We start from the raw sequence: 23,721 nt of genomic DNA, 5'->3' as shown, positions 1-23,721 counted from the left end.
ATGAAAAGGATCAGAATAATAGCTGTTTTATTAGCCGGTCTGTTCAGTGCTTCTTATGCAAGTGCACAAGAAGTATTGAGCCTACAAGATGCCATAAAATTTGCTTTACAAAACAAAGCAGATGCCAAAAAGGCAGCTTTGGAAGTGGAGAACGCTCAGTATCAAATAGATGAAGTGAGAGGCAGTGCTTTGCCTCAGATTAATGCATCTGGAAGTTTGAAGTACAATATTCTTATTCCAGAGATGGCAATAGGTGATAACGTATTCAAAATGGGACAACCTTGGAGTTCTACTGCTGGTGTTTCATTGAATCAACAATTGTTTAATCAGTCCGTTTTTACAGGTTTAAAAGCAGCTAATACGACACGTGAATTTTATGCTATTAATAAAAGCTTAACAGAGGAACAATTAATTGAACGTGTAGCGAAAGCTTATTATGATGTGTTTCAAACACAATTAAGTCTTGAAACAATTGATATCAATTTAAATAGCACTACAAAAACTAGAGATGTAATCTCAGGTTTGGTAGATGCAGGTTTGGGCAAGAAAATTGATCTTGACCGTACTAATGTAGCTGTCAATAATTTGAAGGCTAACCGTCAGATCGTAGTTAATGCATTAGAGTTACAAGAGAATGCATTGAAATTTGCGATTGGAATGCCAATGGATCGTGATGTTCAATTACCTAAAGAAACATTTGATGTGAATGCAGGTATTGCATTGGAATCAATGAATGTAGAGAATAGAACGGAAGTTTTATTGTCTAAGAAACAAATTGAATTATTGGAGCTCAATAAACAAGCTAAAATTGCAGATTTGTACCCAAAATTATCTTTAGGGGCAGATTTTGGTTTCAGTGGTTTTGGTAAAGGTTTTCCAATTGGTGGAGATTTTAATTGGCCAAAGACGTCGAGTGTAGGTTTGAATTTATCTATTCCGATTTTTGCAGGAGGATCTACAAAATCAAGAATAAACCAAGCGGATATTCAAATTCGTCAAGCGCAAGTAGCTTTAGATGATACAAAATTAGGATTATCGTTAGCAAATGATAATGCTAAGGCACAAATCAAAAATTCATTATTGACGATCAATACGAATAGAAGTAATGTGAATCTAGCGAAAGAAGTATTGGAAGATACGAATAACAATTACAAAAATGGTTTAGCTACGTTGACAGAATTACTTGATGCTGAAAATGCTTATGCGGATGCACAAAACAATTTGAATACAGCTTTATTGAATTATAAAGTAGCTGAAGTACAGCTAATAAAAGCGAACGGTCAATTAAAATCATTAATAAACGAATAAGAAAATAATCTAAATAAGAATATGAAACGTGCTATAATTACGGTAATTATTATTGCTGCTGCTTTAGGAGGTATATTTTTTATCTTAAACAAAAATAAAGCAAAAAACGAAGCTGTAACTGCAGAGGCAGCTAAAACAAATGCATATGTAGCAGTACGTATTGACACTGCTCGTTTGGATAATATCAATTTAGCGAATTCTGCTAATGGTACTTTCCAGCCAAAACAAGAGGTTACTGTAGGGGCTGAGGCTTCAGGTAGAGTGGTACGTGTATTGGTAGACGAGGGTTCTCGTGTGAGTGCTGGACAGACTTTGGCGGTGATCGAAGGTGATAAATTGAATGTAAATGTGTCAAATGCACAGGCAAATTATGATAATGCACAACAAAATCTTCAACGTTTTGAAAGTGCTTACAAAACTGGTGGTGTTACGCAACAACAATTAGATCAAGCAAGATTGCAATTTGAGACATCAAAAAATAATTTAAAAAGTTCTAAATTAACGGCTGGTGATGTCACTATCAAAACTTCAGTAAGTGGTATCGTGAATTCTCGTAAAATAGAGCCAGGAACTTATGTAAGCCCGGGTACTGCAGCGTTTGAAATTGTCAATGTTAGCTCATTAAAATTACGTGTGAACGTAGATGAGAAGAATGTAGCAGCACTTCGTGTTGGTCAGTCTGTGGATATAATCGCATCTGTTTATACAGATAAAACATATACAGGTAAAGTTACTTTTATCGCGCCTAAATCAGACGGTAGCTTAAATTTCCCAGTAGAAATCGAAGTACCTAACTCAAGTGGTGAATTACGTGCAGGTATGTATGGTACAGCTACTTTTGGTGGAAATGCTTCTTCAAGCGCATTAGTAATCCCTCGTTCGGCTTTCGTAGGATCTGTTAGTGATAATAGAGTGTTTGTAGCGAAAAATGGTAAGGCTATCGAAACTAAAGTGGTTTCTGGTAGAAACTTTGGTGACAATATCGAAGTGTTGAGCGGATTAAATGCTGGTGATCAGGTTATTATTTCTGGACAAATCAACTTGTTAGATCAAACTGCAATCGAAGTTATTAAGTAATTAAGATTGAGTAAATATTAGCTATGAAAATATCTGAAATATCGATAAAACGACCTAGTATCATTTTGGTGTTATTCATCATTTTGACACTGGGTGGTATATTCTCATACTCTCAGATGGGGTATGAGTTGATTCCGAAATTCGAAGTAAATGTGATTACCGTACAGACGGTGTATCCCGGAGCTTCGCCTACGGAAGTAGAAAATACAGTGACGAAAAAAATTGAAGATGCTGTAGCGTCCTTGGAGATGGTGAAGAAGATTGAGTCTACTTCGATGGAAAACGTCTCAGTGGTGATGATTACGCTCAATAATGGCGCCGATGTCAATTTCTTGTTGACAGATGCGCAGCGTAAAATCAATTCAATTTTGAATGACTTACCAGATGATGTAAATGCACCATCTTTAAATAAATTCTCTTTGGATGATGTCGCTATCATGAGTTTAGCGGTGACTTCTTCTTTATCGGAGAAAGAACTTTACGACTTATTGGATTCCAAAATTCAACCCGTATTTGCACGTGTAAACGGTGTGGCTAAGGTGGATATGATTGGTGGTGAAGAGCGCGAAATTCAGGTGAAAGTAGATCCAGATAAAATCGAAGGATACGGACTTTCTTTATCGGCAGTACAACAAGCTATTGCTTCTTCCAACTTAGACTTTCCAACAGGTAATGTTGCTTCTCAACAAAATAGAACAACAATTCGTCTTGCGGGTAAAGTAACTACTATTGATGAGTTACGTAATTTGCCGTTGACAACACCTGCTGGTGTGACAATATTCTTGCGTGATATCGCAGATATTCAAGATGGTGTAACGGAGATTGAGAAAATTGCACGTGTAGATCGTAAAAACACGATTATGTTGCAAGTCTTCAAGCAATCTGACGCAAATGCTGTTGCAGTATCGGAATTGGTACGCAAGACAATTGCTGACGTGGATGAAGAAGGGAATGTAATAAGTGGTATTGAAAAGGATTATGCAGCACAAGGAATCAAGATTGATGTAGCAAATGATTCATCAGAATTTACATTGACTGCAGCGAGTAACGTAATCTTTGACTTAGTGGTGGCGATTGTATTGGTAGGTTTTATCATGTTGTTTTTCTTACACTCGTTGAGAAATGCGGCAATTACGATGGTAGCTATTCCTTTGTCACTTATTGCTACATTCATTGGATTGTATCTAATGGGGTACACGTTGAATCTAATGTCTCTATTAGGACTTTCCTTAGTGGTAGGTATTTTGGTCGATGATGCAATTGTTGTTATTGAGAATATTCACCGTCATATGGAGATGGGTAAAAGCAAAGTGCGTGCAGCATATGATGGTGCAGCAGAGATTGGTTTTACCGTTGTAGCTATTACATTAGTTATTGTGGTAGTATTCTTACCTATTGCGATGTCAACAGGTCTAGTTGCTAATATATTGGCACAATTCTGTGTGACTGTAATTATTTCGACGTTATTGTCTCTATTAGTTTCCTTTACGTTAGTGCCTTGGTTATACTCTCGTTTTGGTAAATTAGAATATTTAAGTACAACTTCATTCTTCGGACGAATTGTTCACGGATTTGAGGCTGGTTTAGATGCTTTCACACATAAGATATCAGATATCTTAAAATGGTCATTGAAAAGCAGATTAAACAAAATTTTAACCCTGTTATTATCTATTGGACTTTTCTTTGGTTCTGTGGCATTGATTCCTATGGGCTATATTGGTTCAGACTTTTTCCCTTCATCGGATAGAGGTGAATTCATGTTGCAATTTGAATTAGAAAAGGATGCTACTTTAGAACGTACAAATGCATTAGTGCGTCAAGCAGAAGATATTTTAGCTGGTAAAGGAGAAATCAAAAAAACGATTACGACTGTAGGTCAATCTTCGGATGGTGGTATGAGTGCAGCGACGGGATCTCGATACAAAGCAGAGATTCACGTCATGTTGACGGACGAGGCAAAGAAAAACACAGATTCTAAAGTGTTCGCTGTGAATTTGCGTAATGAGTTGTTACCACTTTTGGTCGGAGCAAAAATTGTCAGCGTACCGATGGGTATCATGGGGCCTGAGCAAGCACCATTAAAATTAACTATCATTGGGTCTTCGGTACAAGATGCACAAGAGTTTGCTTTGCAAGCGGCGGATTTGCTAAGAGAAATTCCGGGAAGTAGAGATGTGAAGTTGACTTCGGAATCGGGTAATCCAGAGATTAGTGTGCGAGTAGATCGTGATAAAATGACTTCTTTAGGATTGAATGTGGCATCGGTTGGTATGACTATGCAAACGGCATTTTCTGGTAATACAGATAATAAATTCCGTGCAGGTGATAACGAGTATGATATCAATATTCAGTTTGACGATAAAGGTCGTTCAAATTTAAATGATGTTAAAAAATTAAAATTTATCAATAATTCAGGGCAGTCTATCTCATTAGATCAATTTGCTACAGTAGAATTTAGTTCGGGACCTACATTGTTAGAGCGTCGCGACAAATCTCCAGCTGTATCTGTACAAGGTGGTGTAATTGGTCGTCCTACGGGTACGATTGCTGCAGAATGGGAAGAGAAATTTTCAAAATTACCACGTAAAGCTGGGGTAACTTATGTTTGGGGTGGTAATATGGAGAATCAATCAGAAGGTTTTGGTACATTAGGAGTAGCTTTGATCGCGTCTATCTTATTGGTATACCTAGTGATGGTAGCGCTATATGATAACTTTGCAACTCCATTCGTTGTATTATTCTCTATTCCATTATCATTTATTGGAGCATTATTGTTCTTAGCATTGACAAATCAATCGTTAAACATTTTTACTATTCTAGGTATAATCATGTTGATTGGTTTGGTGGCGAAGAATGCGATCATGCTTGTGGATTTTGCGAATCACCGTAAGGAAGATGGATATACGACACATGATGCATTGGTAGCTGCTAATCACGCACGTCTTCGTCCTATCTTGATGACGACGATTGCGATGGTGTTTGGTATGATTCCGATCGCTATGGCGACTGGTGATGGTGCAGATATGAATAGAGGTCTTGCTATTGTAATTATTGGTGGATTATTATCTTCAATGTTCTTGACGTTAGTTGTAGTGCCAGTAGTATATTCATTAATGGATAGTCTGCAACGTCGTTTTAGTAAAGGTGAAAAAATCAACTATGCAGATGCTATGGTTGCGGATTACGTACCGAATGAGCATTTTGTAGACAAACATTAGTAATTATTCATTCAGTCAAAAAAAAGGAGAGTTATTAACTCTCCTTTTTTTTGACTGAATTTCATTGACTTAATCAATTTTTTCAAAAATATTCGTATATTAAATAATAAAAAATTTGCGATTTAAGGCTTTTTAGGTATATTTGCATCACCAAAACGGAAGAGGCTATACCCGGAAGTGATGGTTGAAAGCATTCCTAGCTCAATTGGATAGAGCGTCTGACTACGGATCAGAAGGTTAGGGGTTCGACTCCCTTGGAGTGCACTTAGTTAACTGAAAGCCTAATTCATACAAGGATTAGGCTTTTTATTTTGTCACAAAATAAAACATAATCAAACTATGCTAAACCTTGTATTATTCGGTCCTCCAGGAGCAGGTAAAGGAACTCAATCGGAAAAACTTATTGCAAAGTACAAGTTGGTACATATATCTACTGGTGATATTTTCCGTGCACACATCAAGGATCAAACTGAACTAGGTAAACAAGTAAGTCAAATCATCGCAGAGGGAAATTTGGTTCCAGATTCGATTACTATTGCGATGTTGGAAGAAGAAATCAAAAAGAACCCTGAAGCAACAGGATTTATTTTTGATGGTTTTCCACGTACGGTAGCACAAGCTGAGGCATTAGATGCATTTTTGAATAGCATTGATACTTCTATTTCTGGTGTGGTGGCTTTGGATGTGACAGAAGAAGAATTAACTCAACGTATCGCTAAACGTCAAGAGATCTCTGGTCGTGCAGATGATGCAGCAGATAAGTTGAAAAAACGTATAGAAGAATACTTCAGTAAGACTATTCATGTATTGCCTTACTACGAAGCGCAAGGGAAGTTGACTAAAGTAAACGGTATTGGCGAGATCGAAGCAATTTTCGGTGAATTGTCTGCTGTTATTGACGGCTACCAAGCTTAATTTTATAAAGAATATATTAACGATATGGCTCAAGGTTCAAATTTTGTTGATTATGTAAAGGTGTGTTGTCGTTCGGGGCATGGTGGGGCTGGTTCTTCACATTTGCATCGCGATAAAACTACGATGAAGGGTGGGCCAGACGGTGGTGATGGAGGACGCGGTGGACATATTATCCTAACAGGTTCTTCGCAACACTGGACGTTATTACACTTAAAATTCAGAAAGCATATCCTCGCAGCCAATGGTGAACGAGGTGGTTCAGCATTGCGTACTGGAGCTACGGGTAAAGACGAGATTTTGGAAGTGCCACTAGGTACTGTCGCGAAAGATGCAGAAACAGGTGAAATTATTTTTGAAATAACCGAAGAAGGGGAAACAAAAATCTTAACCCCTGGTGGTAAAGGTGGTTTAGGAAATAACAATTTCAAGTCAGCTACCCAACAAACACCGCGTTTTTCGCAACCAGGAATGCCTGGCCAAGAAAGATGGATTATTTTGGAGTTGAAGGTATTAGCGGATGTAGGTTTGGTAGGATTCCCGAATGCGGGTAAATCGACTTTGCTTTCTGTAGTATCTGCAGCAAAACCGGAGATTGCGAATTATCCTTTTACAACCTTAGTGCCGAATTTAGGTATTGTAGGTTATCGCGACAATAAATCTTTCGTGATGGCGGATATTCCAGGTATCATCGAAGGAGCGTCAGAAGGAAAGGGATTAGGTTACCGTTTCTTGCGCCATATTGAGCGTAACTCGGTACTGTTGTTTATGGTTCCAGCTGATACAGATCGTACGATAGAAGAGGAATACACCATTCTATTGAATGAATTGAAAGCATACAACCCAGAAATGTTGGCAAAACCACGTCTTTTGGCAATTACCAAATCGGATATGTTAGATGAAGAATTGGAAGAAGAAATGAAAGCTCAGCTTCCTTCAGATATTCCATATATCTTTATTTCTTCAGTTGCGGGCAAGAAAATTACGCAATTGAAAGATATGCTTTGGAAAGCAATAAACGAGTAGTAAGCAAGATGCAAATTTACTGCTTTAAAAATCAGTAAGTTTGCTGAAAATTACCATAAAAAATGCAAAATAGTTTGCAGAAACGCTCAGAATAGCTATCTTTGCATCACTTCAAACAACGAAGGGTATTTCATTAAGAAATAGGATTCCGTAGCTCAGCTGGTAGAGCAATACACTTTTAATGTATGGGTCCTGGGTTCGAATCCCAGCGGGATCACGAAATAAAAAGCCTCACAGAAATGTGAGGCTTTTTTGTGCCCTAGACCAAGAACTACAACACATTCAATTAAACCTAATTGTTTTATTATTGACTCTTGGGGTGATATTATTAAACAATAAGATTTTGTATATTAGTTTAATCTACGCTATTATCAGCGGACAGGCAATTTTAAATCGTGTAAATTTCATAATTTTGATATCAGGATATATAAAAAATATGAGAATTCAGAGTTCTCAATTCTCCTATTTTAAATGCTCCTTCGATTTGAGGCCGGTTAAGTGATATAGTTGTTAACATAAATACCCTTGCATATGGAAATATTCCAGCGACCGAAATCGGTAATCGAGTTTTTATAGCAGATTTATATGTAAGATTTTATGAAATCAACAGCTAATACTCATGTGTTATTCAAGTTTTGAAGACTATGTAAATAATAAAGATTACTTAAAACTTTAGCTAACATGATAATGTCGAAATGACTGTTGAAGGATAAATTGAAAGACTAGACTTTAATACGCTATATAAATGAATTCAAACCAATTGAACATATAAAAAAATGAAAATAGCAATCTTTGGAGCCACAGGTAAAACTGGAATTGAATTGGTAAAAGAAGCGCTTGCGCACGGACATGATGTCTCTGTCATGGTACGTGATCCGAAACGATTACCAACATTTTCTAAGGAGATAACCGTGTTTACAGGTGACTTTACAAACTTGGATGTTGTAAAATCTACTGTTCAAGGTCAGGATGCTGTAATCTGTACACTTGGCTCGAGAGAATTGTATAAAAATTCAGGACTAAGAACCTTTGGAACACGATTGATCATTGAAGCGATGCAGGAAGCGGGCGTACAGCGATTGGTTGTGATGTCGTCCATGGGTATAGGTGAAAGCTGGAACAAACTCTTTATGCCTGCAGCTCGTGCTGATCATGAGGCACAAGAGTCGGCTGTTAAATCAAGTTCTTTGGACTGGACGATTATCCGCCCTAGTGGTTTAACAGATGTACCAAGTGTGAGCACATATGAATTCGGGAAAGACATCTCGCCCAAGACTTCAAGAATATCACGTGCTAACGTGGCTGATTTGATGTTAAAAGTGATTGAATCCAATAGTCATGTACATAAAGCTATCACTATTACAAATTAACCCTATAGAGGATTTAAGTTAGGTTAGTTTTTTTGCTCTAAGACAAGTTAATTTCTAAAACTTAAAGCTATTTTTACTACAACATACTTAAGTTTTGACCAATGACTAAATCAGAAATAGCACAAGCTTTCTCAAATGGTGATTTTGATAAGTGTTTTGAGTACCTGACTGACAATACAATTTGGAATACACCAGGCGAACAGTTGCTCACGGGAAAACAGGAAATTGAAACATTTTGCAAATCAATCAGCAACTATTTTGATAGCGTGACGACCAATTTTCAGCAGCTCAATGTAATAGAGAACACGAATTGTGTTGCTATAAATGGTACCGCGGAATTTATCAGAGATGGTAAGAGCATTTCTTTTGTTTCGTCTTGTGATGTATATGTATTTCATAAGAACCATTCGATAAAGAGTATTACTTCGTATTGTATCACTGAGCGTCCAACAGTATAATGGCTTAAATCAAGGTAATATGAAATAGTTGTAGTGAACAGGTCGAATCAGCTGTTTATATCGGTTCAGTATAAAATATTTAACTTTCTTATTTGTCACTATTATAATGTTGAATCTTTTACTTTGTAATTAGTTATTAAGCGATTATTCACTAAAGAAATCATAAAACCATGCAAAAGTTAACATTTCAAAAGGAAATAGATGCCCCAGCGCAAAAAGTGTACGAGACCATGCTAGGGTTACAGGATAAATCTACCTATGAATATTGGGCAGCTACTTTTAATTCAACCTCTACATATGAGGGTAGTTGGGGTAAGGGAAGTAAAATCCTCTTTGTAGGCTGTGATGAGAATGGGAAAAGAGGCGGGATGGTTTCAGAAGTGGATGAAAATCAACCAGGAAAGTTAGTTTCGGTGAGGCATTTTGGCTTTGTAGACGGTGATGAGGAAATTACCACAGGTGAACAAGTCGAAAAATGGGCTGGTGGATATGAAATTTATCATTTCGAAGAGCACAATGGCAAAACGACAGTTATAGTTGAATTGGATACGATTGATGAATTTAAGGCATATTTTGAGGATAAATATCCCCAAGCTATGGATAAGCTAAAAGAAGCTTGCGAAAAGTAAGATTGTAACTAGCTATCAAATGTTAGTCGCTAACGTTTATTTATTTTTAATAGATAAAAACTGAATGATGAAAAATATTTAGCTGTTATTATTTCTCCTTTTAATTTTTACGAGTGGTTGTAAAAATACACTGGCACAAGATCCAATTCCAGATCATATTAGCCTAATTGTACTATCGAAGGAGTTTGGAGAAGCTTGCATCATTAATATTTAGTTACTCTATTATAAAGAATGAATTGTTTACAGAAATAGAAAGTCGATATCGCACTACTTCCTAAAGAAGTAGTATTGGTGAATCGCAATCCTGATTATTCGTTATGGAGACGTTTTTCTTGTATCCATAACTGTTTACGATAGTGCATTTGATCCTTCATTATGGTGGAATAATCATTATCCCAAAGCGACATCAAGCGACATCATAACTATAAATCCTCCAATAAAACCTATTGTAGCTAAATCCGAACTTTTATTTTGTTGTGCTTCCGGAATAACCTCTTCCACGACAACGAAAATCATAGCACCAGCTGCAAAAGCTAATGCGTATGGGAGAATAGGAGAGAAGAATGTTACCGCAAGCGCACCAACGACTCCAGCGATAGGTTCAACAATTGCTGAAGCTTGTCCATAAAAGAAACTTTTGCGACGTGATAGCCCCATTCTACGTAAAGGCATGGATACAGCAATACCTTCAGGGAAATTTTGTAATCCAATTCCTAGTGCCAAAGTAGCTGCACCAGCGATAGTTGCTTCGGGGATACCTGCTGCTACACCACCAAATAATACTCCCACAGCCAAACCTTCGGGAATATTGTGTAAAGTAATGGCCAAAATCATTAAAGTGGTCTTTTGCCAAGGCGTTTTTACCCCTTCTACTTTTTGGAAATTAACGTGTAAATGGGGGAGTACTTTATCAATACTATATAGAAATCCAGCACCCAAAAGAAAACCTATAACAGCGGGATAAACTTGTGTAAAGCCGCTTCCTTCACTCATATTTATAGCAGGAATTAACAAACTCCAGACACTAGCAGCGACCATTACCCCCCCTGTAAATCCCAGCATGGCATCCATTAGATTTTTGTTATATCCTTTGAAGAAGAATACAAAAGATGATCCTAATGCTGTGACGAACCATGTGAATAGAGTAGCGTATAATGCAGCAATGATGGGATCGATACTTTTTAAATAGGTTATTACGGTATCTAGCATACTTTGTTAAAATTTGTTTTTAATTCCCATAAAGATACAATTCGCTGTTATAAAATCACAAATGCTAAATTATAAGTTTTAAATTATTTATAAATTGTAACAGAAATGTATTAAAATCGGATTGATTAATAGAATTTATTGTTCTTTTTAACGTAAAAAACAATAATTGGTAATTGTTTTACTGTTTGGGAAGTCTGTTGTAATATTTTTGGTGTAAAAAAAGCCTCATCATTGATGAAGCTTTTTTACGTACTGAGGTAAATAAGGATTGACCTTTTAATTTAATTAGAATTCAAGTAAATAATGAATTTAAGTCTTAAAAGAAAATCTCGACCTTAATAATGTATTATAAAATCTAATAATTGATGCCTAAAATTTTGCTGTGAACAGCTCGTTTGATAAATAGAAATAATCAATTATATTTTGGATAATATTATTTTTTATTGAAAATTTCTTCTAATTTTTCGCCTAATTTATAACCTTTCAAATTCACGGCAATTACTTTTCCATTAGGATCAATTAAGTAGTTTTGAGGTACTGCTCTAACCATATAAAGTGTAGCAGCCTCATTTTTCCAGCCCTTTAGGTCACTCACGTTCGTCCAATTTAATTGGTCTTTTTCAATAGCAGCCAACCAAGCGTTTTTACCATTTGGGGAATCCAATGAAACACCTAATACTGCAAAACCTTTATCTTTATATTGGTTGTAATTTTTTACAACATTTGGATTTTCTGCGCGACAAGGTCCGCACCAACTAGCCCAAAAATCTAAAAGTACATATTGACCTCTGAAATCAGATAATTTAACTGGTTTATCATTTACGTCATTTTGCGTAAAATCTGGAGCAATTTTTCCTATACCAGCAACTAATGCACCTTTAAGGTAATCTTTAAGTAATGCCCCTACAGATGAGTTTTGTATATCTACTGATAATGTGTGAAATAATGTGTCAAATTCGTTAGGCAGAAGCATATGATGAATGCCTCTTAGTCCATGTATACTAAATAATGAAGTTGGATTTTCTTTAATATAATTACTAACAAGATCTTTTCTAAGTATATTGATTTTATCTTGTTTTGCAAATATTGGTTTTGTAATATTTAAATCTTGTCTTTGTTCTGCAGTAAGTGCACCGAATTCTTTACGTATTTCCGCAAATTGCTTTTCAGAAGGTTTTAAATAATTTATATAATGTTCATACTGCACATTAATTGGCATTCCTGTAACCTTAGCATTGCTTATAGAATCTTTAAAATTAATGGTTGCAATTCCTTTCTCAACATAAATCGTTTTTGAATCATCGATTTGTGTTTTTTTGTTCACGTTAATGTTAGGGCTATAGGATAAAGTTACCTGTGTAGCTTGGTTTACCGTTAATTTGAATTCGGCTGGTTGATCTGAAATTAATACAGAATCTGTAATAACAGGACCGTATAAGTTATATTTTATAAACACTTTTCCCGAAGGATTTTTTCCGTCAACTTTAAATTTTAATGTTGTTTGCTCATCTTGTGCCGATACGATGCTTGGTAAAAAACCAAGAATTAACAGGGATTTTTTGAAAATTTTGTGCATAAAATTTTTATCGTAATGTTTAATTTTTTATTAAAGTAACGTGGACTTTTTTCTTTTGATATTAATTTAATTTCAATGCTATTTTTGCCGGAAAAATTCGTTCAGGATCGTTGAAAATCGCACAACTTTCGATCAGGTTATTCTCAGCAAGTTTTACTTTTTTATTGAACACTTTTTTACCGTCGTAGATCACTTTAATTTTCTTTGATAAATCAATCATATCATCACTTAAATAGATGTCAATACTACCAGAAGAAAGTGGTTTTGATTTACTCAAATCGGAGTTCTTTACTGCATCATTTAAATAAATAGTATTTGATTTTTTGTCGATATTGAATATGAATGAAGCACGGTTATATTCGTCTCCTTCAGCGATGTTCAAAGGCTTGGTGATAGCTATATTGTAGAAGGATTGGCGGTATCTACCGTCCATTGCAAATAATATCCATTCGTATGATGTAGGGCGTGGTGTTCTGCTATATTGAACCAACCAAGGTGTTGTTACACTGTAATCTATACCATGACCTTTACCTTTTTGAATATTAATTTTGTGTACATAATTTCCAGGATACACATTACTTAAGCTATCGAATTGATCCTTTGCGCTTTGTGTTAGTTTGTTGCGACCAAACATATGGTCAAATTCACCTGTTTCAAAAGAGAATGCAATATGTCTAAAATTAATAGGAGGTGCGTTATGCAAAGGTTCTCCACCAGCCATTGGTCCTGCGCCAGCTAAATAATCGGCATAAAATGCACCTAATCGTTGACTTCCATATCCACCCTCAGAAATACCCATCATGTAGAATTTATTTGGATTGAAAGTGTCATCGATCATAATCATTCTGATCAAATTTTCCCATGCATATTGTTTTGATTTGAACCACCAACGGTAACGTCGTTCACTCGGAATTTGAGGTACTATATACGAAGTAGCACCATCTTTGTATTGGTAGCTTAATCCTAATGTGCTAAGGAATTCTCGGTCCTTAGGACCTGACCCATGTAAATTTAAAAAGATAGGGTATCCAGTAGCAGGTTTTTCCTTTTTCTTAATGTAATAAAATGGCATTGGCTCTTCACCTTTTAATTGCCAAGTGTGCACAGGAATGTCTGCTAAAACTTGTGGATTATCAGGGAATTTTGTAGGTAGTTTTTCAAACGTAGTATTAGCGATTTTCCATAAATTCCATATTTTTCCTTGAGAAATTTTTACATCTTTTAAAGATAGAATATTTCCTTTTTCAAATTTGTAATTTCCTGACTTTTCATAGTCAGCGATTCTTTCTCTAAAGTATTTTACGATCAAACTGTCTTGCTCAGAGCTTTGGGCAGAAGCAGGAATTAAGCAGCAAATAAAAGAAAAGCTGAGTAAAAGTAAAGTGCTATTAAATTTTAGCATAGGATTTAATATTTAGATATTTTGATTTAATGGCGTCAAATATATGTAGAATTATAATTCAAGATTCTACTGGATATGTTTTTGTTGGTAACATTAGCGTTACTGACTTGGTCGGAAAAATTTTAAGTCTATTTGCGAATTTTGTTAATTTTTTCAAGTATATGTCGTAAAATTGTGAAAATATGCAATTGATTACTGGATTTTATAAGAAATTTGCATTATTGAATTAATAAATGACTTTTGTAGATAAATTTATTGATAATCAAATAGATAGCGATTCGGAGTTACTTAGGCTAATCAAATTAAGTGACCGTCATGCTTTTGCATTGATTTACAATAAGTATTGCGAAATATTATTTGAACATGCATATCGAATTGTCAGAGATCGAGAGGTTTGCATGGATATTGTTCAGGAAATATTCGCTTGGTTTTGGACGAATAGGGAGTATTTAGAAATAAACTCCTTGAAGCCTTATTTGTTAGCTGCAGTAAAATTTCAAGTAGCAAATTATATTCGTAAGAATAAAACCCACGAAAAGTATATTCAAAATTTTCTTAAAGTAAGTTCTTCTATACCAGCAATTGATGAAATTTCAGAAATAAAGGAATTAAAAGATTTAATCACACATCTTACCAATCTTTTGCCCGAAAAGTGTAAGCAAGTCTTTATGCTTAGCCGTAATGAATATCTTTCAAACAAAGAGATTGCAGCAAAAATGGGAATTTCTGAAAAAACTGTTGAAATGCATATCACGCTAGCTTTGAAAAAGTTAAGGGTCGGGGTTTCGGATTACCTTAATCTTCTTTTGATCTTTTTTTAATTTTTTCTCTTTCCTGTACAGGGATGGGCTCCTGTTGTGTTACTTATATATAGATAAAAGTATGGAAAACGATTTCTTCAAACATCTATTGACTAAAATTTCGGAGGGCCGAGCGTCTGATGATGAGTTGTTGTTGTATCAAAAGTGGTACGAGCAACAATTGCTTGAGGATATCGATGAAGAAGAGTTTACCGCAGTTAAAGCAGGTGTTTCTTCAGAAATTTATTCGAGGCTACAATCCATTTTGGATGCCGAAGGTACTCTTGAGCCGAATAATATCGATGGTTCTTTTGTGGGTAAATCATTATGGAAAAGGTGGGTAGCTTCGGTTGCTGCAGTGCTTTTAATTATTGGTTTGGGAGTGTATTCCGTTAAAAATCAACAACCAATTCACATCATTCAGAAGGAATATAAGCAAGTGAATTTTGATACGACAGAAGGGGTCATATTGAAACTTGCCAATGGTAATGAAATTGATTTGTCATCAATATCTAGCGATAGCATTAGTCAATTAACGAATAAAGATGTAGTGAAGGAAGGTGATATGATTCAGTATGATCTGTCATCAACTGTTCAGCATTCATCGGGTCAAGGAAAGCAAGAAGAGATTTTTAATACGCTGTATACGCCTGCCGGTAAAACTTTTCAAATTGTGTTAGCTGATGGAACTAAAGTTTGGCTAAATGCTCAATCTATGTTGCGTTTTCCAATTAATTTTTTGAGTGATCAAAGAAGAGTACAGCTGATTGGGGAAGGTTATTTTGAGGTAGTTTCCAATTCTTCAAAGCCTTTTGTAGTTGAAAGTCAAGGACAAGAAGTTCTTGTTCATGGGACTAAGTTTAATATCAATGCATACAATGATGTCTCGGCTATCAAAAGTACACTTTTTGAGGGAAGCGTATCTGTGCGTAATGTTAGTTCTAATAAAACTTTGAATCTGCTTCCAGGTCATCAATCCGTGTTTTCTTCTTCAAAATTCAACAAGCAGAAAGTACTTCTCAAAAATGTTTTGGGTTGGAAAAATGGATTTTTTGTCTTTCATAATGAAAAATTTGGAGACATATGCCACTCATTGTCTAGATGGTATAATGTTGAATTTGATACCTCTAACAATCCAAAAATATTAAATCAAGTGTTTAGTGGAACTGTAGCGAAGTTAGAAACTGTTGATGATGTATTGGCCGTATTAGCTGAGACCAGCACTTTTAAATACAAACGAGTAGGAAGGAGGATCTTGATTATGAATTAGATTTTACTTGTCTAAAATATCTATAACCTAGCGTCTATCGCATGAAAAATTAAATAACTAGTCCAAAATATTAATTTATTAATTATGAGGTATATCTTAATATTCCTTTTGTGTATAAATTTCCAACTTTTTGCAAATCAGTATGGAAATAAAATCACAATTGTAAAAAAGAATATCAATCTTGAAACGATTTTAAAAAATATTCAGTCACAGACTGATTTACACATCATTTGGCAGCCTAATCAAATTAACAATGATGTGAAATATAATGTCAACGTATCGAACTTAACATTTGAAGAGTTATTTCGTCAATTACATTTAGACGATCATCATACCTATACTGTTAAAAACAAAACTATCATTATTAAACCAAAAACTAAGGTGAGTAATAATGTTGTTCAAAGTTTTGTTGTATCAGGTGTGGTAAAAGACAATATTTCAAAAAAGCCAATTGCTGGTGTAAGTGTTATAGTCGAAAAATCTGGTTCTATCTACTCTGTAAGTTCGGATAGTAAAGGAAATTTTTCTATAAATGTTAAAGCTGGCGGCTTGTATGATTTGACATTTTCTTATGTTGGGTATTTACGTGCTAAACGTCAGGTTCAAGTAGAGCCTAATACCCCAACTGCAATTGAAACTTTCTTAGATGAAAAGGCAATTACATTTGAAGATGTTGTGGTAACAGGTTACCAAACATTAAGCAAAAGAGAGCAAACGTCTGCGATTACTTCCTTAAAAATGGAAGATATTATGTTGCCAGGGGTGAGTTCATTGGACCAAATGTTGGAAGGACGTGTTCCAGAACTTATGGTAATGAACAACTCAGGGGAGGTTGGTTCAACAGCAAGATTACGTGTGCGCGGAACCTCTACAATTTTGGGAAATAGAGAGCCTTTGTGGGTACTGGATGGATGGCCAATGACCGACCCAGTTAATGTCACACCAGAAGATTTGAACAATCCTGATTACATCAATATCATTGGAAATGCAATAGCAGGGATTAATCCACAAGATATTGAGCGTATTGACGTATTAAAAGATGCGGCTGCTACAGCACTTTATGGTACTAGAGCTGCAAACGGTGTAATTGTGGTAACGACGAAAAAAGGAACAGTTGGAAAGACAAGAGTTAGTTACAACCATTCTTCCAAAGTTACGAGAAGACCACGTTATACTGACCGTGCTATAAACTTGATGAATTCACAGGAAAGAGTAGAGTTTGGTCGTAATTTGTCAAATCTACATTATAGATTTCCTCAAAATATGGCTCCAGTAGGTTATGAAGGTGCTATCAATAAATACTATACAGGACAATTAGATTATGACGGTTTCTTAAAGGAGGTTAAACACTATGAAACTGTAAATACGGATTGGTTCGATATCTTGACAAGAGATGCTTATTCTTCATTCCATACAGTTGATGTTTCTGGCGGCACGAAAGAAGTTCGTTATTATGGTTCATTAGGTTACGACAAAGATAACGGTGTTATAAATAATTCTTATAGTGATCGTTATAGTATGCGTATGAACTTTGATGGAAATATCACATCAAAATTGAAGATGAATCTTCGTTTGAACGGTAATGTGCAAAAGAGAAATAATAATATACGAGATATAAACCCTATCGATTATGCTTATAATACAACTCGAGCGTTACCAGCATATCAAGAAGATGGTTCTTATTATTATTACAGTTTAAGTCCAACTAGTATAAGTCGTCCACAAGATAGATTTAGCTATAATATTTTAAATGAGTTGGATAATTCTAGTGATATATATAATGGTGCAGGTTTGAATGCAAACCTAGATTTGAAATACACTTTTTCTCCCGAATTTGATTTAAGCGTAGGTGGTACTTATTCTAGAAATAACACTACTCAAGAGCTATGGTGGGGTGATAGAACAAATTTTGTTGCTGGATTACGTAACTCAGAATATGGTGTACAGCCACCAAAGGGTGATTTGGGTCAATCATCACTACCTTATGGAGGTTCAATTAAAAATACAAGTACATCGAGTGATAATCTGGGTTTCCGTATACAAAGTGATTTCCGTAAATCATTTGGTAGTGATAAGCAACACTTATTTACGAGCACTGCAGGATTTGAAGTTCATAGTAATTCAAATAGATCATATTCGGATGAAGCTAGAGGTTATATAAAAGAAAGAGGTAATCAATTTATCAATGGTTTATCTAATTTGGATGAATACCCGCTTTACAAGCAATGGTTGAATCAAAATCACCGTTCAATTGGCGCAGGTCTTTCGAATGTCGTTTCAGGATACTTGACAGGTAGTTATTCATATTCTAACTATTTTACTGTTTCGATGAATGGTCGTACCGATTATTCGAATAATTTTGGTAGTCGTAGTAATGAGAAGTTTTTACCTGTATGGGCAGTGTCAGGTATGTGGAATCCTAAATTCACATTTTTTGATGATGTAGATTTCATTTCAGACTTAAGAATTAGATCATCATACGGTAAGCAGGGGAATATGTTGCCGGATCAAGGTCCTAATTTAATTATGAAATTGGGGGTATTGGATCCTTTTTACAACGAAAATATATCTACTGTAGCACGTTTTCCAAATCCGAACTTACGTTGGGAACAAACTTCATCTTTCAATGCTTCGATGGATGTTAGTTTCTTAAATAATAGATTAAACTTAAGCGGTACATTTTACAATAAGCAAACCAAAGACGCATTTACTAGCGTAAAAGTATCTAGTGTAAACGGTATTCTAGATTATGTAATGAACAATGGTGGATTACGTAATTATGGCTATAGTGTTACATTGGGAGCAAAGCCGATTGTTACAGACAATTTTACGTGGAATTTCTTCACGATGTATTCTGCTAACAAGAATAAAGTAGATGTTGGTACATTAGAAAGTTTTGAGTATTCTGATTACTTGAGTGGTATGGCTCTAGTAGATGGAGAATCAATTGGTACTTTTTATTCATACCAGTTCTTGGGATTGGATCCAACGAATGGACTACCAGTGTTTGAAGATTTTGAAGACCGTAAACATTTGTTGGAAGGCAAGTCTCTAGAAGAGACTGTAAAAATGACGATGCTTAATAGTGGTGTAAGAGAACCTAGATTTAATGGTAGTTTCTCGAATAGTTTTAGTTATAAATCATTCTCATTATCAATGAATATGACGTATAGCTTGGGATCTAAGGTGCGTCTATTCGCAATGTATTCTCCAGTATCTGGTGGTATCAAAGCGGAGACTAATATTCGTAAAGAATTTGTTGATAGGTGGCAAACTCCTGGTGACGAATTACAAACCAATATACCAGCAATTATTTCACCTTCAAACCCTCTGTTTACACAATATAGCAGACATTATTCAACATCACTCAATTCTGATGTTCCTACATTTGCTGCTAGTACGTGGGATATGTATGATAATGGAAGTCAGCGTGTCGTTAGTGGTAATTTTTTGAAGATGACCTCTATGTCTATGCGTTATACCTTAAAGCCTGCGCAATTGAAAAAGACTCCTTTTTCTGCTGCAGCTGTAAGTTTTAATACACAAAATTTATTTACGATAGGAGCTAAAGAATTGAAAGGACAGGATCCATCACAGGCAGGTTTTGCTAAATCTTCTCTATCAATTCGCCCTGCGTATACACTTCAATTTAATGTTTCTTTCTAATATGATGAATATGAAAAAACTACTTATTTTATTAGTTGTATTCTTGAATGTAGGCTGTAGCAAGTTTTTAACGGACTATTCACAGGATTTGGTTATTGTAAAAACAACGACAGATTTAGATGAATTAATGTTAGGCTCAGCTTATCTTGAAAGTAAAGAATTAAATGCTTTTGTAGGAGGACGAAATGCTAGCCCATTTCTGAATTTTTTAGATGATGATATCAATTCCGTAGTAGGTACTACTCTAGACTTTCAAGGAGGCTGGGAGCCGTGGATTAATCCATATATATACGGTTTCACCACATGGCAGTTGGATGTAAGCAGAAGTTACGACAAAAGCGAAGTTTACACAGATGATTTGACCTGGCTACATATTTACAATAGAATTAATATTGTGAATATGGTTTTAGCAGAGTTAGATAATGTAGCGCGTAACACTGATGCCGAAAAATTAGCCGCTGTGAGAATTGAGGGTGAGGCTTTATTCTTAAGAGCACAGTACTACTTATTACTAAGTAACTTGTATGGAGATGCGTATAACCCTGCTAATGCAGATGTTAAATTGACAGTTCCTTTAAAATTAACTGAATTTGTTGAACACAAAGGGAACACAAATCTTCAATTTACACGAGCTACGGCAAAAGAAATGTATGCTCAAATTGTAGAAGACCTGAAAAGATCAGTTGCTTGTTTTGACGAAAGTCCGCAAATCAAAAAATTGTATCGCGTATCTGGACCTGCATCTCAATTATTATTGAGTAGAGTGTATTTATATATGCAAGATTGGGAAAATGCATATAATACAGCTTCTGAATTTGTAGGTAAGAACTCTGTTTTGACCAATTTGAATATTCATAAAGAAGAAACACCTTTAATAACTAAAGATAATAGAGAGGTGATTTTTTCTCATGGGAATTTGAATTTACAAAATGTACTTACAGCCCATTCAGATGATTTTTGTGTAAGTAATGATTTGTATTCATTGTACCAAGAGGAGGATTTAAGAAAGAATATTTACTTTGCTGTTCAAGATCAAACAGATAGTGTCAGTTTGAATAATAAATATATTAGAGGAACTCACCGTTCGCATATATCTGATATTTTCATGTTACGAAATGCTGAAGGCTATCTGAATTTGGCTGAAGCAGCAGCAATGTTAGGCAGCCTTAATGAAGCTTCAGTAGCGCTTAACACGTTGCGCAATAGCAGAATAAGTAATTATATTCCGGGACAGTTTGATGCGAATACCATTGTAGATGAAATCAGAATAGAGCGCAGAAAGGAATTATGTTTTGAAGGTCATCGTTGGTTTGACTTGAGACGTTATGCTGTTAATCAAATTCATCCATATTCGAAAGATATTATTCGCTATTATTCGGCTTATGATATGAATAAAAGAGCATTGATTCAGACTGAAATTTATCGTTTACCTGCGGGCGATCCGGCATACACATTTGCTTTGCCTAAATCTGTAATCGAATTTGAATCCGGTTTGGTTAATAATCCACGAAATGTCAGAGAATACGAAGCTTTAGCTGACTAATTAATAATATAACAATATGAAAAAATTAATCTACTTCTTCTTTGTGCTATTATTTGTTAGCTGTAAAGAAGATGAAATTACTCCAAATATTAATTTCGATTCACCTTATGTAATAGAGGATGATCCAGAAAATGCAGTAAATCATAAACGCTATTTACTTTATCAAGAATATGGTGTTCCTGTGTATTTCTCGGACACTGTTAATACTGTATATATTACGAAAAATATACATGGTGATTCTGTATTCAACTATGAAATGTTAGACCTTAATTGGGGCTTTTCTTCTGTAGGTGCGATCGACTATACTTACGATTACATTACCAAAGAAGAAGAACGCTTGCTTGCTTTAAATAATATTGAGAAATATTTACAAAGCTCCTTACCTAATATGCGACCATTTTCAATTTTTCTTGTCGATAAATTTGAAGCAGAGGGTAATAATGAAGTAGTTTCACTTGATGATTTATCTGCTCCAGCGCCTCGAAATAAGGTTACTAGTGTCAATACCTATAGAACACTAGTAGTATCTCAGGCACATAAAACATATAGCACTGATTTTTGGTCAAAATATTCTTTAACATTATTAAAAAGCCAGTTACAAAAAATTATAACAGGAGAAGCATACAAAACAAAAGTAATAGGCTTTCAATCCGTGAGTAATGTGACTTACTTTGATAAATATTATTTGAATCTAGGTGTTAATATGACCGGGTTTACCCCAGTTAGCTGGAGAAATTTTAATTATAACAATGTATATACTGGTGCTTTAGCAACTACCTATGCCAAGATTATTAGTGTATTTGGTCAATTTGGGTTTATCGGTTTATCAACTACTACTGGTATATGGTATTCTCCTAATATCGCTACAGATAGAAATCTATACATCGAAGCAATATTAAGTTATAATCAGGAAACATTCGAGCGTGTATGGGGCAATAGTCCTCTAGTTATGGAAAAATATAGAATTATGCATGATATCATCGAGAATGATATGCAGATTCCTTTAGATGAAATTGTGAAATAATGAAATCGAAATTAGCTACGATAATATTTTGTGTTTGTTTATTGTTTTCATGCAGGAAAGATGAAGAAACAATACAAATTCCGACTTATGAGATAAGTCAAGAAGTAATAGATGGTATATCTTATAAATGTGTCACAGTAGGTGACCAAGTGTGGATGGCCGAAAATTTGAAAACTCGTCTAGATGGTGGTCGCGCAGACGGCAGCATGAGTTTCGATGAACCGATTGTTACATTAGCATCTAAAGAGTCATTAGAATTGAAACTATTAGTAAAGAATAAATTGATTAAGCAGTTGAATGATGGTTTTTTTAATACCAATAGTACTATCAATGCGGCGGCTGAATATTTTATTTATGATGACCTAATACCATATTTTTTTAATAGAAATACTTACGGATGGATACAATATGAAACTATGAACTTAAACAGAATGTGGGATTGGTACTATTCCCGTCCTGCTATTGATTTAGTTCGTTTTGAGGTAGCTAGATTGTTCGAGGAGGAGAAAAAACTTATTATCCTAGCTGCTGCAGATCAAAACTACATTAAAGAACATGGCTATCTGTATACTTTCGAGGCTAGTCAAAAGGTGATCCCTCAAGGCTGGAGAATTCCATCGGATGAAGATTGGATGAAGTTGGAAAGAGCAATGGGTATGTCTGAGCAAGATGTGCTGAAAAAAGATGAGTGGAGAGGTACTATCGGTAGTGTATTGAAAGCAAACCCTTCTGTCGATAATTTTAATGCAAAGTTGGGTGGTGCATATATCTATGGTGTTAGTCAACACAGTGATAATTTCATCAATAAGGATCTCAGAGGCTATTGGTGGACTTCTACTAAAGATGAAACAGTACCAGCTGATAGTACATATTATATTAGAGCATTGCGATTTGATAATGATCAAATGCTGAGAGGTACGACTCGTTTAGGAACAGCTTATAACATTAGGTTGGTAAGAGATAAGTAAGAGCAGTATATACAACAGTTATTAGCATTTTAAATACACAAACAAAGGCTGCCTGGTTTAGGGCAGCCTTTTGTTTGTTATAAACTTCTATAGTTTGATTAGATAGGTTCGAAAGTAATACCCGAAACAGTTTTTAAGGGGACTGTCTCACGAACTGTGTAAATTTAAAAATATGGAGTTCAGTTGTTAATTACAATTGGACTCTTTTTTCAAATAAAGTTAAGAACTGATTAAGGATTATGCCCCAATTATGAATTGGCATAGT

The 23,721-nt window shown here is 35.2% G+C and carries 17 protein-coding genes and 2 tRNA genes; 16 read left to right on the top strand and 3 right to left on the bottom strand.

Translation table 11 applies throughout. The features are described from left to right. The 10 genes from IPZ78_RS14560 (at position 1) to IPZ78_RS14515 (ending at position 9,998) form a co-directional block, all read left to right on the top strand. Positions 1 to 1,308: a TolC family protein gene (locus IPZ78_RS14560; protein ID WP_225554718.1), complete on the top strand. Its 1,308-nt coding sequence runs from the start codon at positions 1 to 3 to the stop codon at positions 1,306 to 1,308. Between the two features lie 21 nt (positions 1,309 to 1,329). Beyond that, positions 1,330 to 2,385 (top strand): efflux RND transporter periplasmic adaptor subunit, encoded by a 1,056-nt coding sequence (locus IPZ78_RS14555; RefSeq protein WP_225554717.1) that lies wholly within the window; start codon positions 1,330 to 1,332, stop codon positions 2,383 to 2,385. 23 nt (positions 2,386 to 2,408) lie between these two features. After that, complete coding sequence (locus tag IPZ78_RS14550; RefSeq protein WP_225554716.1) at positions 2,409 to 5,603, top strand: efflux RND transporter permease subunit; 3,195 nt, start codon at positions 2,409 to 2,411, stop codon at positions 5,601 to 5,603. Between the two features lie 190 nt (positions 5,604 to 5,793). Next, positions 5,794 to 5,867, top strand: a tRNA-Arg gene (locus IPZ78_RS14545). 75 nt (positions 5,868 to 5,942) lie between these two features. Beyond that, positions 5,943 to 6,518 (top strand): adenylate kinase, encoded by a 576-nt coding sequence (locus tag IPZ78_RS14540; protein WP_225554715.1) that lies wholly within the window; start codon positions 5,943 to 5,945, stop codon positions 6,516 to 6,518. A gap of 24 nt (positions 6,519 to 6,542) precedes the next feature. Next, positions 6,543 to 7,541 carry a GTPase ObgE gene (obgE, locus tag IPZ78_RS14535; protein ID WP_225554714.1) on the top strand — a complete coding sequence of 333 codons (999 nt, stop codon included), beginning with the start codon at positions 6,543 to 6,545 and terminating at the stop codon, positions 7,539 to 7,541. A 144-nt stretch (positions 7,542 to 7,685) separates the two neighbouring features. Continuing rightward, positions 7,686 to 7,758, top strand: a tRNA-Lys gene (locus tag IPZ78_RS14530). Positions 7,759 to 8,317: 559 nt separating this feature from the next. Next, positions 8,318 to 8,911: an NAD(P)-dependent oxidoreductase gene (locus IPZ78_RS14525; RefSeq protein WP_225554713.1), complete on the top strand. Its 594-nt coding sequence runs from the start codon at positions 8,318 to 8,320 to the stop codon at positions 8,909 to 8,911. Positions 8,912 to 9,012: 101 nt separating this feature from the next. Next, the gene (locus IPZ78_RS14520; RefSeq protein ID WP_225554712.1) at positions 9,013 to 9,369 is read left to right on the top strand and encodes a nuclear transport factor 2 family protein; all 357 of its coding nucleotides are present in this window, start codon (positions 9,013 to 9,015) and stop codon (positions 9,367 to 9,369) included. A 170-nt stretch (positions 9,370 to 9,539) separates the two neighbouring features. After that, a complete protein-coding gene (locus tag IPZ78_RS14515) occupies positions 9,540 to 9,998 on the top strand; it encodes an SRPBCC family protein (protein ID WP_225554711.1) in 459 nt (152 codons plus the stop codon). A gap of 390 nt (positions 9,999 to 10,388) precedes the next feature. Here IPZ78_RS14515 and IPZ78_RS14510 read toward each other — a convergent pair whose 3' ends face one another. The 3 genes from IPZ78_RS14510 to IPZ78_RS14500 form a co-directional block, all read right to left on the bottom strand. Continuing rightward, positions 10,389 to 11,207, bottom strand: coding sequence for a ZIP family metal transporter (locus tag IPZ78_RS14510; protein ID WP_225554710.1), 819 nt, complete (start codon positions 11,205 to 11,207; stop codon positions 10,389 to 10,391). Positions 11,208 to 11,640: 433 nt separating this feature from the next. Then, positions 11,641 to 12,783, bottom strand: a complete 1,143-nt coding sequence (locus tag IPZ78_RS14505; RefSeq protein ID WP_225554709.1) for a TlpA disulfide reductase family protein — start codon at positions 12,781 to 12,783, stop codon at positions 11,641 to 11,643. A 61-nt stretch (positions 12,784 to 12,844) separates the two neighbouring features. Then, the gene (locus IPZ78_RS14500; protein ID WP_225554708.1) at positions 12,845 to 14,185 is read right to left on the bottom strand and encodes a hypothetical protein; all 1,341 of its coding nucleotides are present in this window, start codon (positions 14,183 to 14,185) and stop codon (positions 12,845 to 12,847) included. A gap of 233 nt (positions 14,186 to 14,418) precedes the next feature. On the opposite strand from IPZ78_RS14500, the gene IPZ78_RS14495 reads away from it, so the two are divergent. The 6 genes from IPZ78_RS14495 to IPZ78_RS14470 all read left to right on the top strand — a co-directional run bounded on the left by IPZ78_RS14495 (position 14,419) and on the right by IPZ78_RS14470 (position 23,456). Continuing rightward, positions 14,419 to 15,006, top strand: coding sequence for an RNA polymerase sigma-70 factor (locus IPZ78_RS14495; RefSeq protein WP_225554707.1), 588 nt, complete (start codon positions 14,419 to 14,421; stop codon positions 15,004 to 15,006). 61 nt (positions 15,007 to 15,067) lie between these two features. After that, entirely contained in the window at positions 15,068 to 16,255 is a 1,188-nt protein-coding gene (locus IPZ78_RS14490; protein ID WP_225554706.1) for a FecR family protein, read from the top strand. Between the two features lie 84 nt (positions 16,256 to 16,339). Beyond that, positions 16,340 to 19,921, top strand: coding sequence for a SusC/RagA family TonB-linked outer membrane protein (locus IPZ78_RS14485; protein ID WP_225554705.1), 3,582 nt, complete (start codon positions 16,340 to 16,342; stop codon positions 19,919 to 19,921). Between the two features lie 10 nt (positions 19,922 to 19,931). Continuing rightward, positions 19,932 to 21,464 carry a RagB/SusD family nutrient uptake outer membrane protein gene (locus IPZ78_RS14480; RefSeq protein ID WP_225554704.1) on the top strand — a complete coding sequence of 511 codons (1,533 nt, stop codon included), beginning with the start codon at positions 19,932 to 19,934 and terminating at the stop codon, positions 21,462 to 21,464. A gap of 16 nt (positions 21,465 to 21,480) precedes the next feature. Further along, positions 21,481 to 22,488 carry a hypothetical protein gene (locus IPZ78_RS14475; protein WP_225554703.1) on the top strand — a complete coding sequence of 336 codons (1,008 nt, stop codon included), beginning with the start codon at positions 21,481 to 21,483 and terminating at the stop codon, positions 22,486 to 22,488. Then, positions 22,488 to 23,456 carry a fibrobacter succinogenes major paralogous domain-containing protein gene (locus IPZ78_RS14470; RefSeq protein ID WP_225554702.1) on the top strand — a complete coding sequence of 323 codons (969 nt, stop codon included), beginning with the start codon at positions 22,488 to 22,490 and terminating at the stop codon, positions 23,454 to 23,456. Before IPZ78_RS14475 ends, IPZ78_RS14470 begins: the two co-directional genes overlap by 1 nt. The last annotated feature ends 265 nt before the right edge of the window (positions 23,457 to 23,721 follow it).

The sequence above is a fragment of the Sphingobacterium bovistauri genome (assembly GCF_020295405.1).
Taxonomy (GTDB): domain Bacteria; phylum Bacteroidota; class Bacteroidia; order Sphingobacteriales; family Sphingobacteriaceae; genus Sphingobacterium; species Sphingobacterium bovistauri.
This window is presented reverse-complemented; position numbering and strand designations above follow the sequence as displayed.

What these genes read in the sequence shown, in the direction of transcription:
- IPZ78_RS14560 (WP_225554718.1), top strand. Translation starts at nt 1, where the DNA reads ATGAAAAGGATCAGAATAATAGCTGTTTTATTAGCCGGTCTGTTCAGT.
- IPZ78_RS14555 (WP_225554717.1), top strand. Translation starts at nt 1,330, where the DNA reads ATGAAACGTGCTATAATTACGGTAATTATTATTGCTGCTGCTTTAGGA.
- IPZ78_RS14550 (WP_225554716.1), top strand. Translation starts at nt 2,409, where the DNA reads ATGAAAATATCTGAAATATCGATAAAACGACCTAGTATCATTTTGGTG.
- IPZ78_RS14540 (WP_225554715.1), top strand. Translation starts at nt 5,943, where the DNA reads ATGCTAAACCTTGTATTATTCGGTCCTCCAGGAGCAGGTAAAGGAACT.
- obgE (WP_225554714.1), top strand. Translation starts at nt 6,543, where the DNA reads ATGGCTCAAGGTTCAAATTTTGTTGATTATGTAAAGGTGTGTTGTCGT.
- IPZ78_RS14525 (WP_225554713.1), top strand. Translation starts at nt 8,318, where the DNA reads ATGAAAATAGCAATCTTTGGAGCCACAGGTAAAACTGGAATTGAATTG.
- IPZ78_RS14520 (WP_225554712.1), top strand. Translation starts at nt 9,013, where the DNA reads ATGACTAAATCAGAAATAGCACAAGCTTTCTCAAATGGTGATTTTGAT.
- IPZ78_RS14515 (WP_225554711.1), top strand. Translation starts at nt 9,540, where the DNA reads ATGCAAAAGTTAACATTTCAAAAGGAAATAGATGCCCCAGCGCAAAAA.
- IPZ78_RS14510 (WP_225554710.1), bottom strand. Translation starts at nt 11,207, where the DNA reads ATGCTAGATACCGTAATAACCTATTTAAAAAGTATCGATCCCATCATT.
- IPZ78_RS14505 (WP_225554709.1), bottom strand. Translation starts at nt 12,783, where the DNA reads ATGCACAAAATTTTCAAAAAATCCCTGTTAATTCTTGGTTTTTTACCA.
- IPZ78_RS14500 (WP_225554708.1), bottom strand. Translation starts at nt 14,185, where the DNA reads ATGCTAAAATTTAATAGCACTTTACTTTTACTCAGCTTTTCTTTTATT.
- IPZ78_RS14495 (WP_225554707.1), top strand. Translation starts at nt 14,419, where the DNA reads ATGACTTTTGTAGATAAATTTATTGATAATCAAATAGATAGCGATTCG.
- IPZ78_RS14490 (WP_225554706.1), top strand. Translation starts at nt 15,068, where the DNA reads ATGGAAAACGATTTCTTCAAACATCTATTGACTAAAATTTCGGAGGGC.
- IPZ78_RS14485 (WP_225554705.1), top strand. Translation starts at nt 16,340, where the DNA reads ATGAGGTATATCTTAATATTCCTTTTGTGTATAAATTTCCAACTTTTT.
- IPZ78_RS14480 (WP_225554704.1), top strand. Translation starts at nt 19,932, where the DNA reads ATGAAAAAACTACTTATTTTATTAGTTGTATTCTTGAATGTAGGCTGT.
- IPZ78_RS14475 (WP_225554703.1), top strand. Translation starts at nt 21,481, where the DNA reads ATGAAAAAATTAATCTACTTCTTCTTTGTGCTATTATTTGTTAGCTGT.
- IPZ78_RS14470 (WP_225554702.1), top strand. Translation starts at nt 22,488, where the DNA reads ATGAAATCGAAATTAGCTACGATAATATTTTGTGTTTGTTTATTGTTT.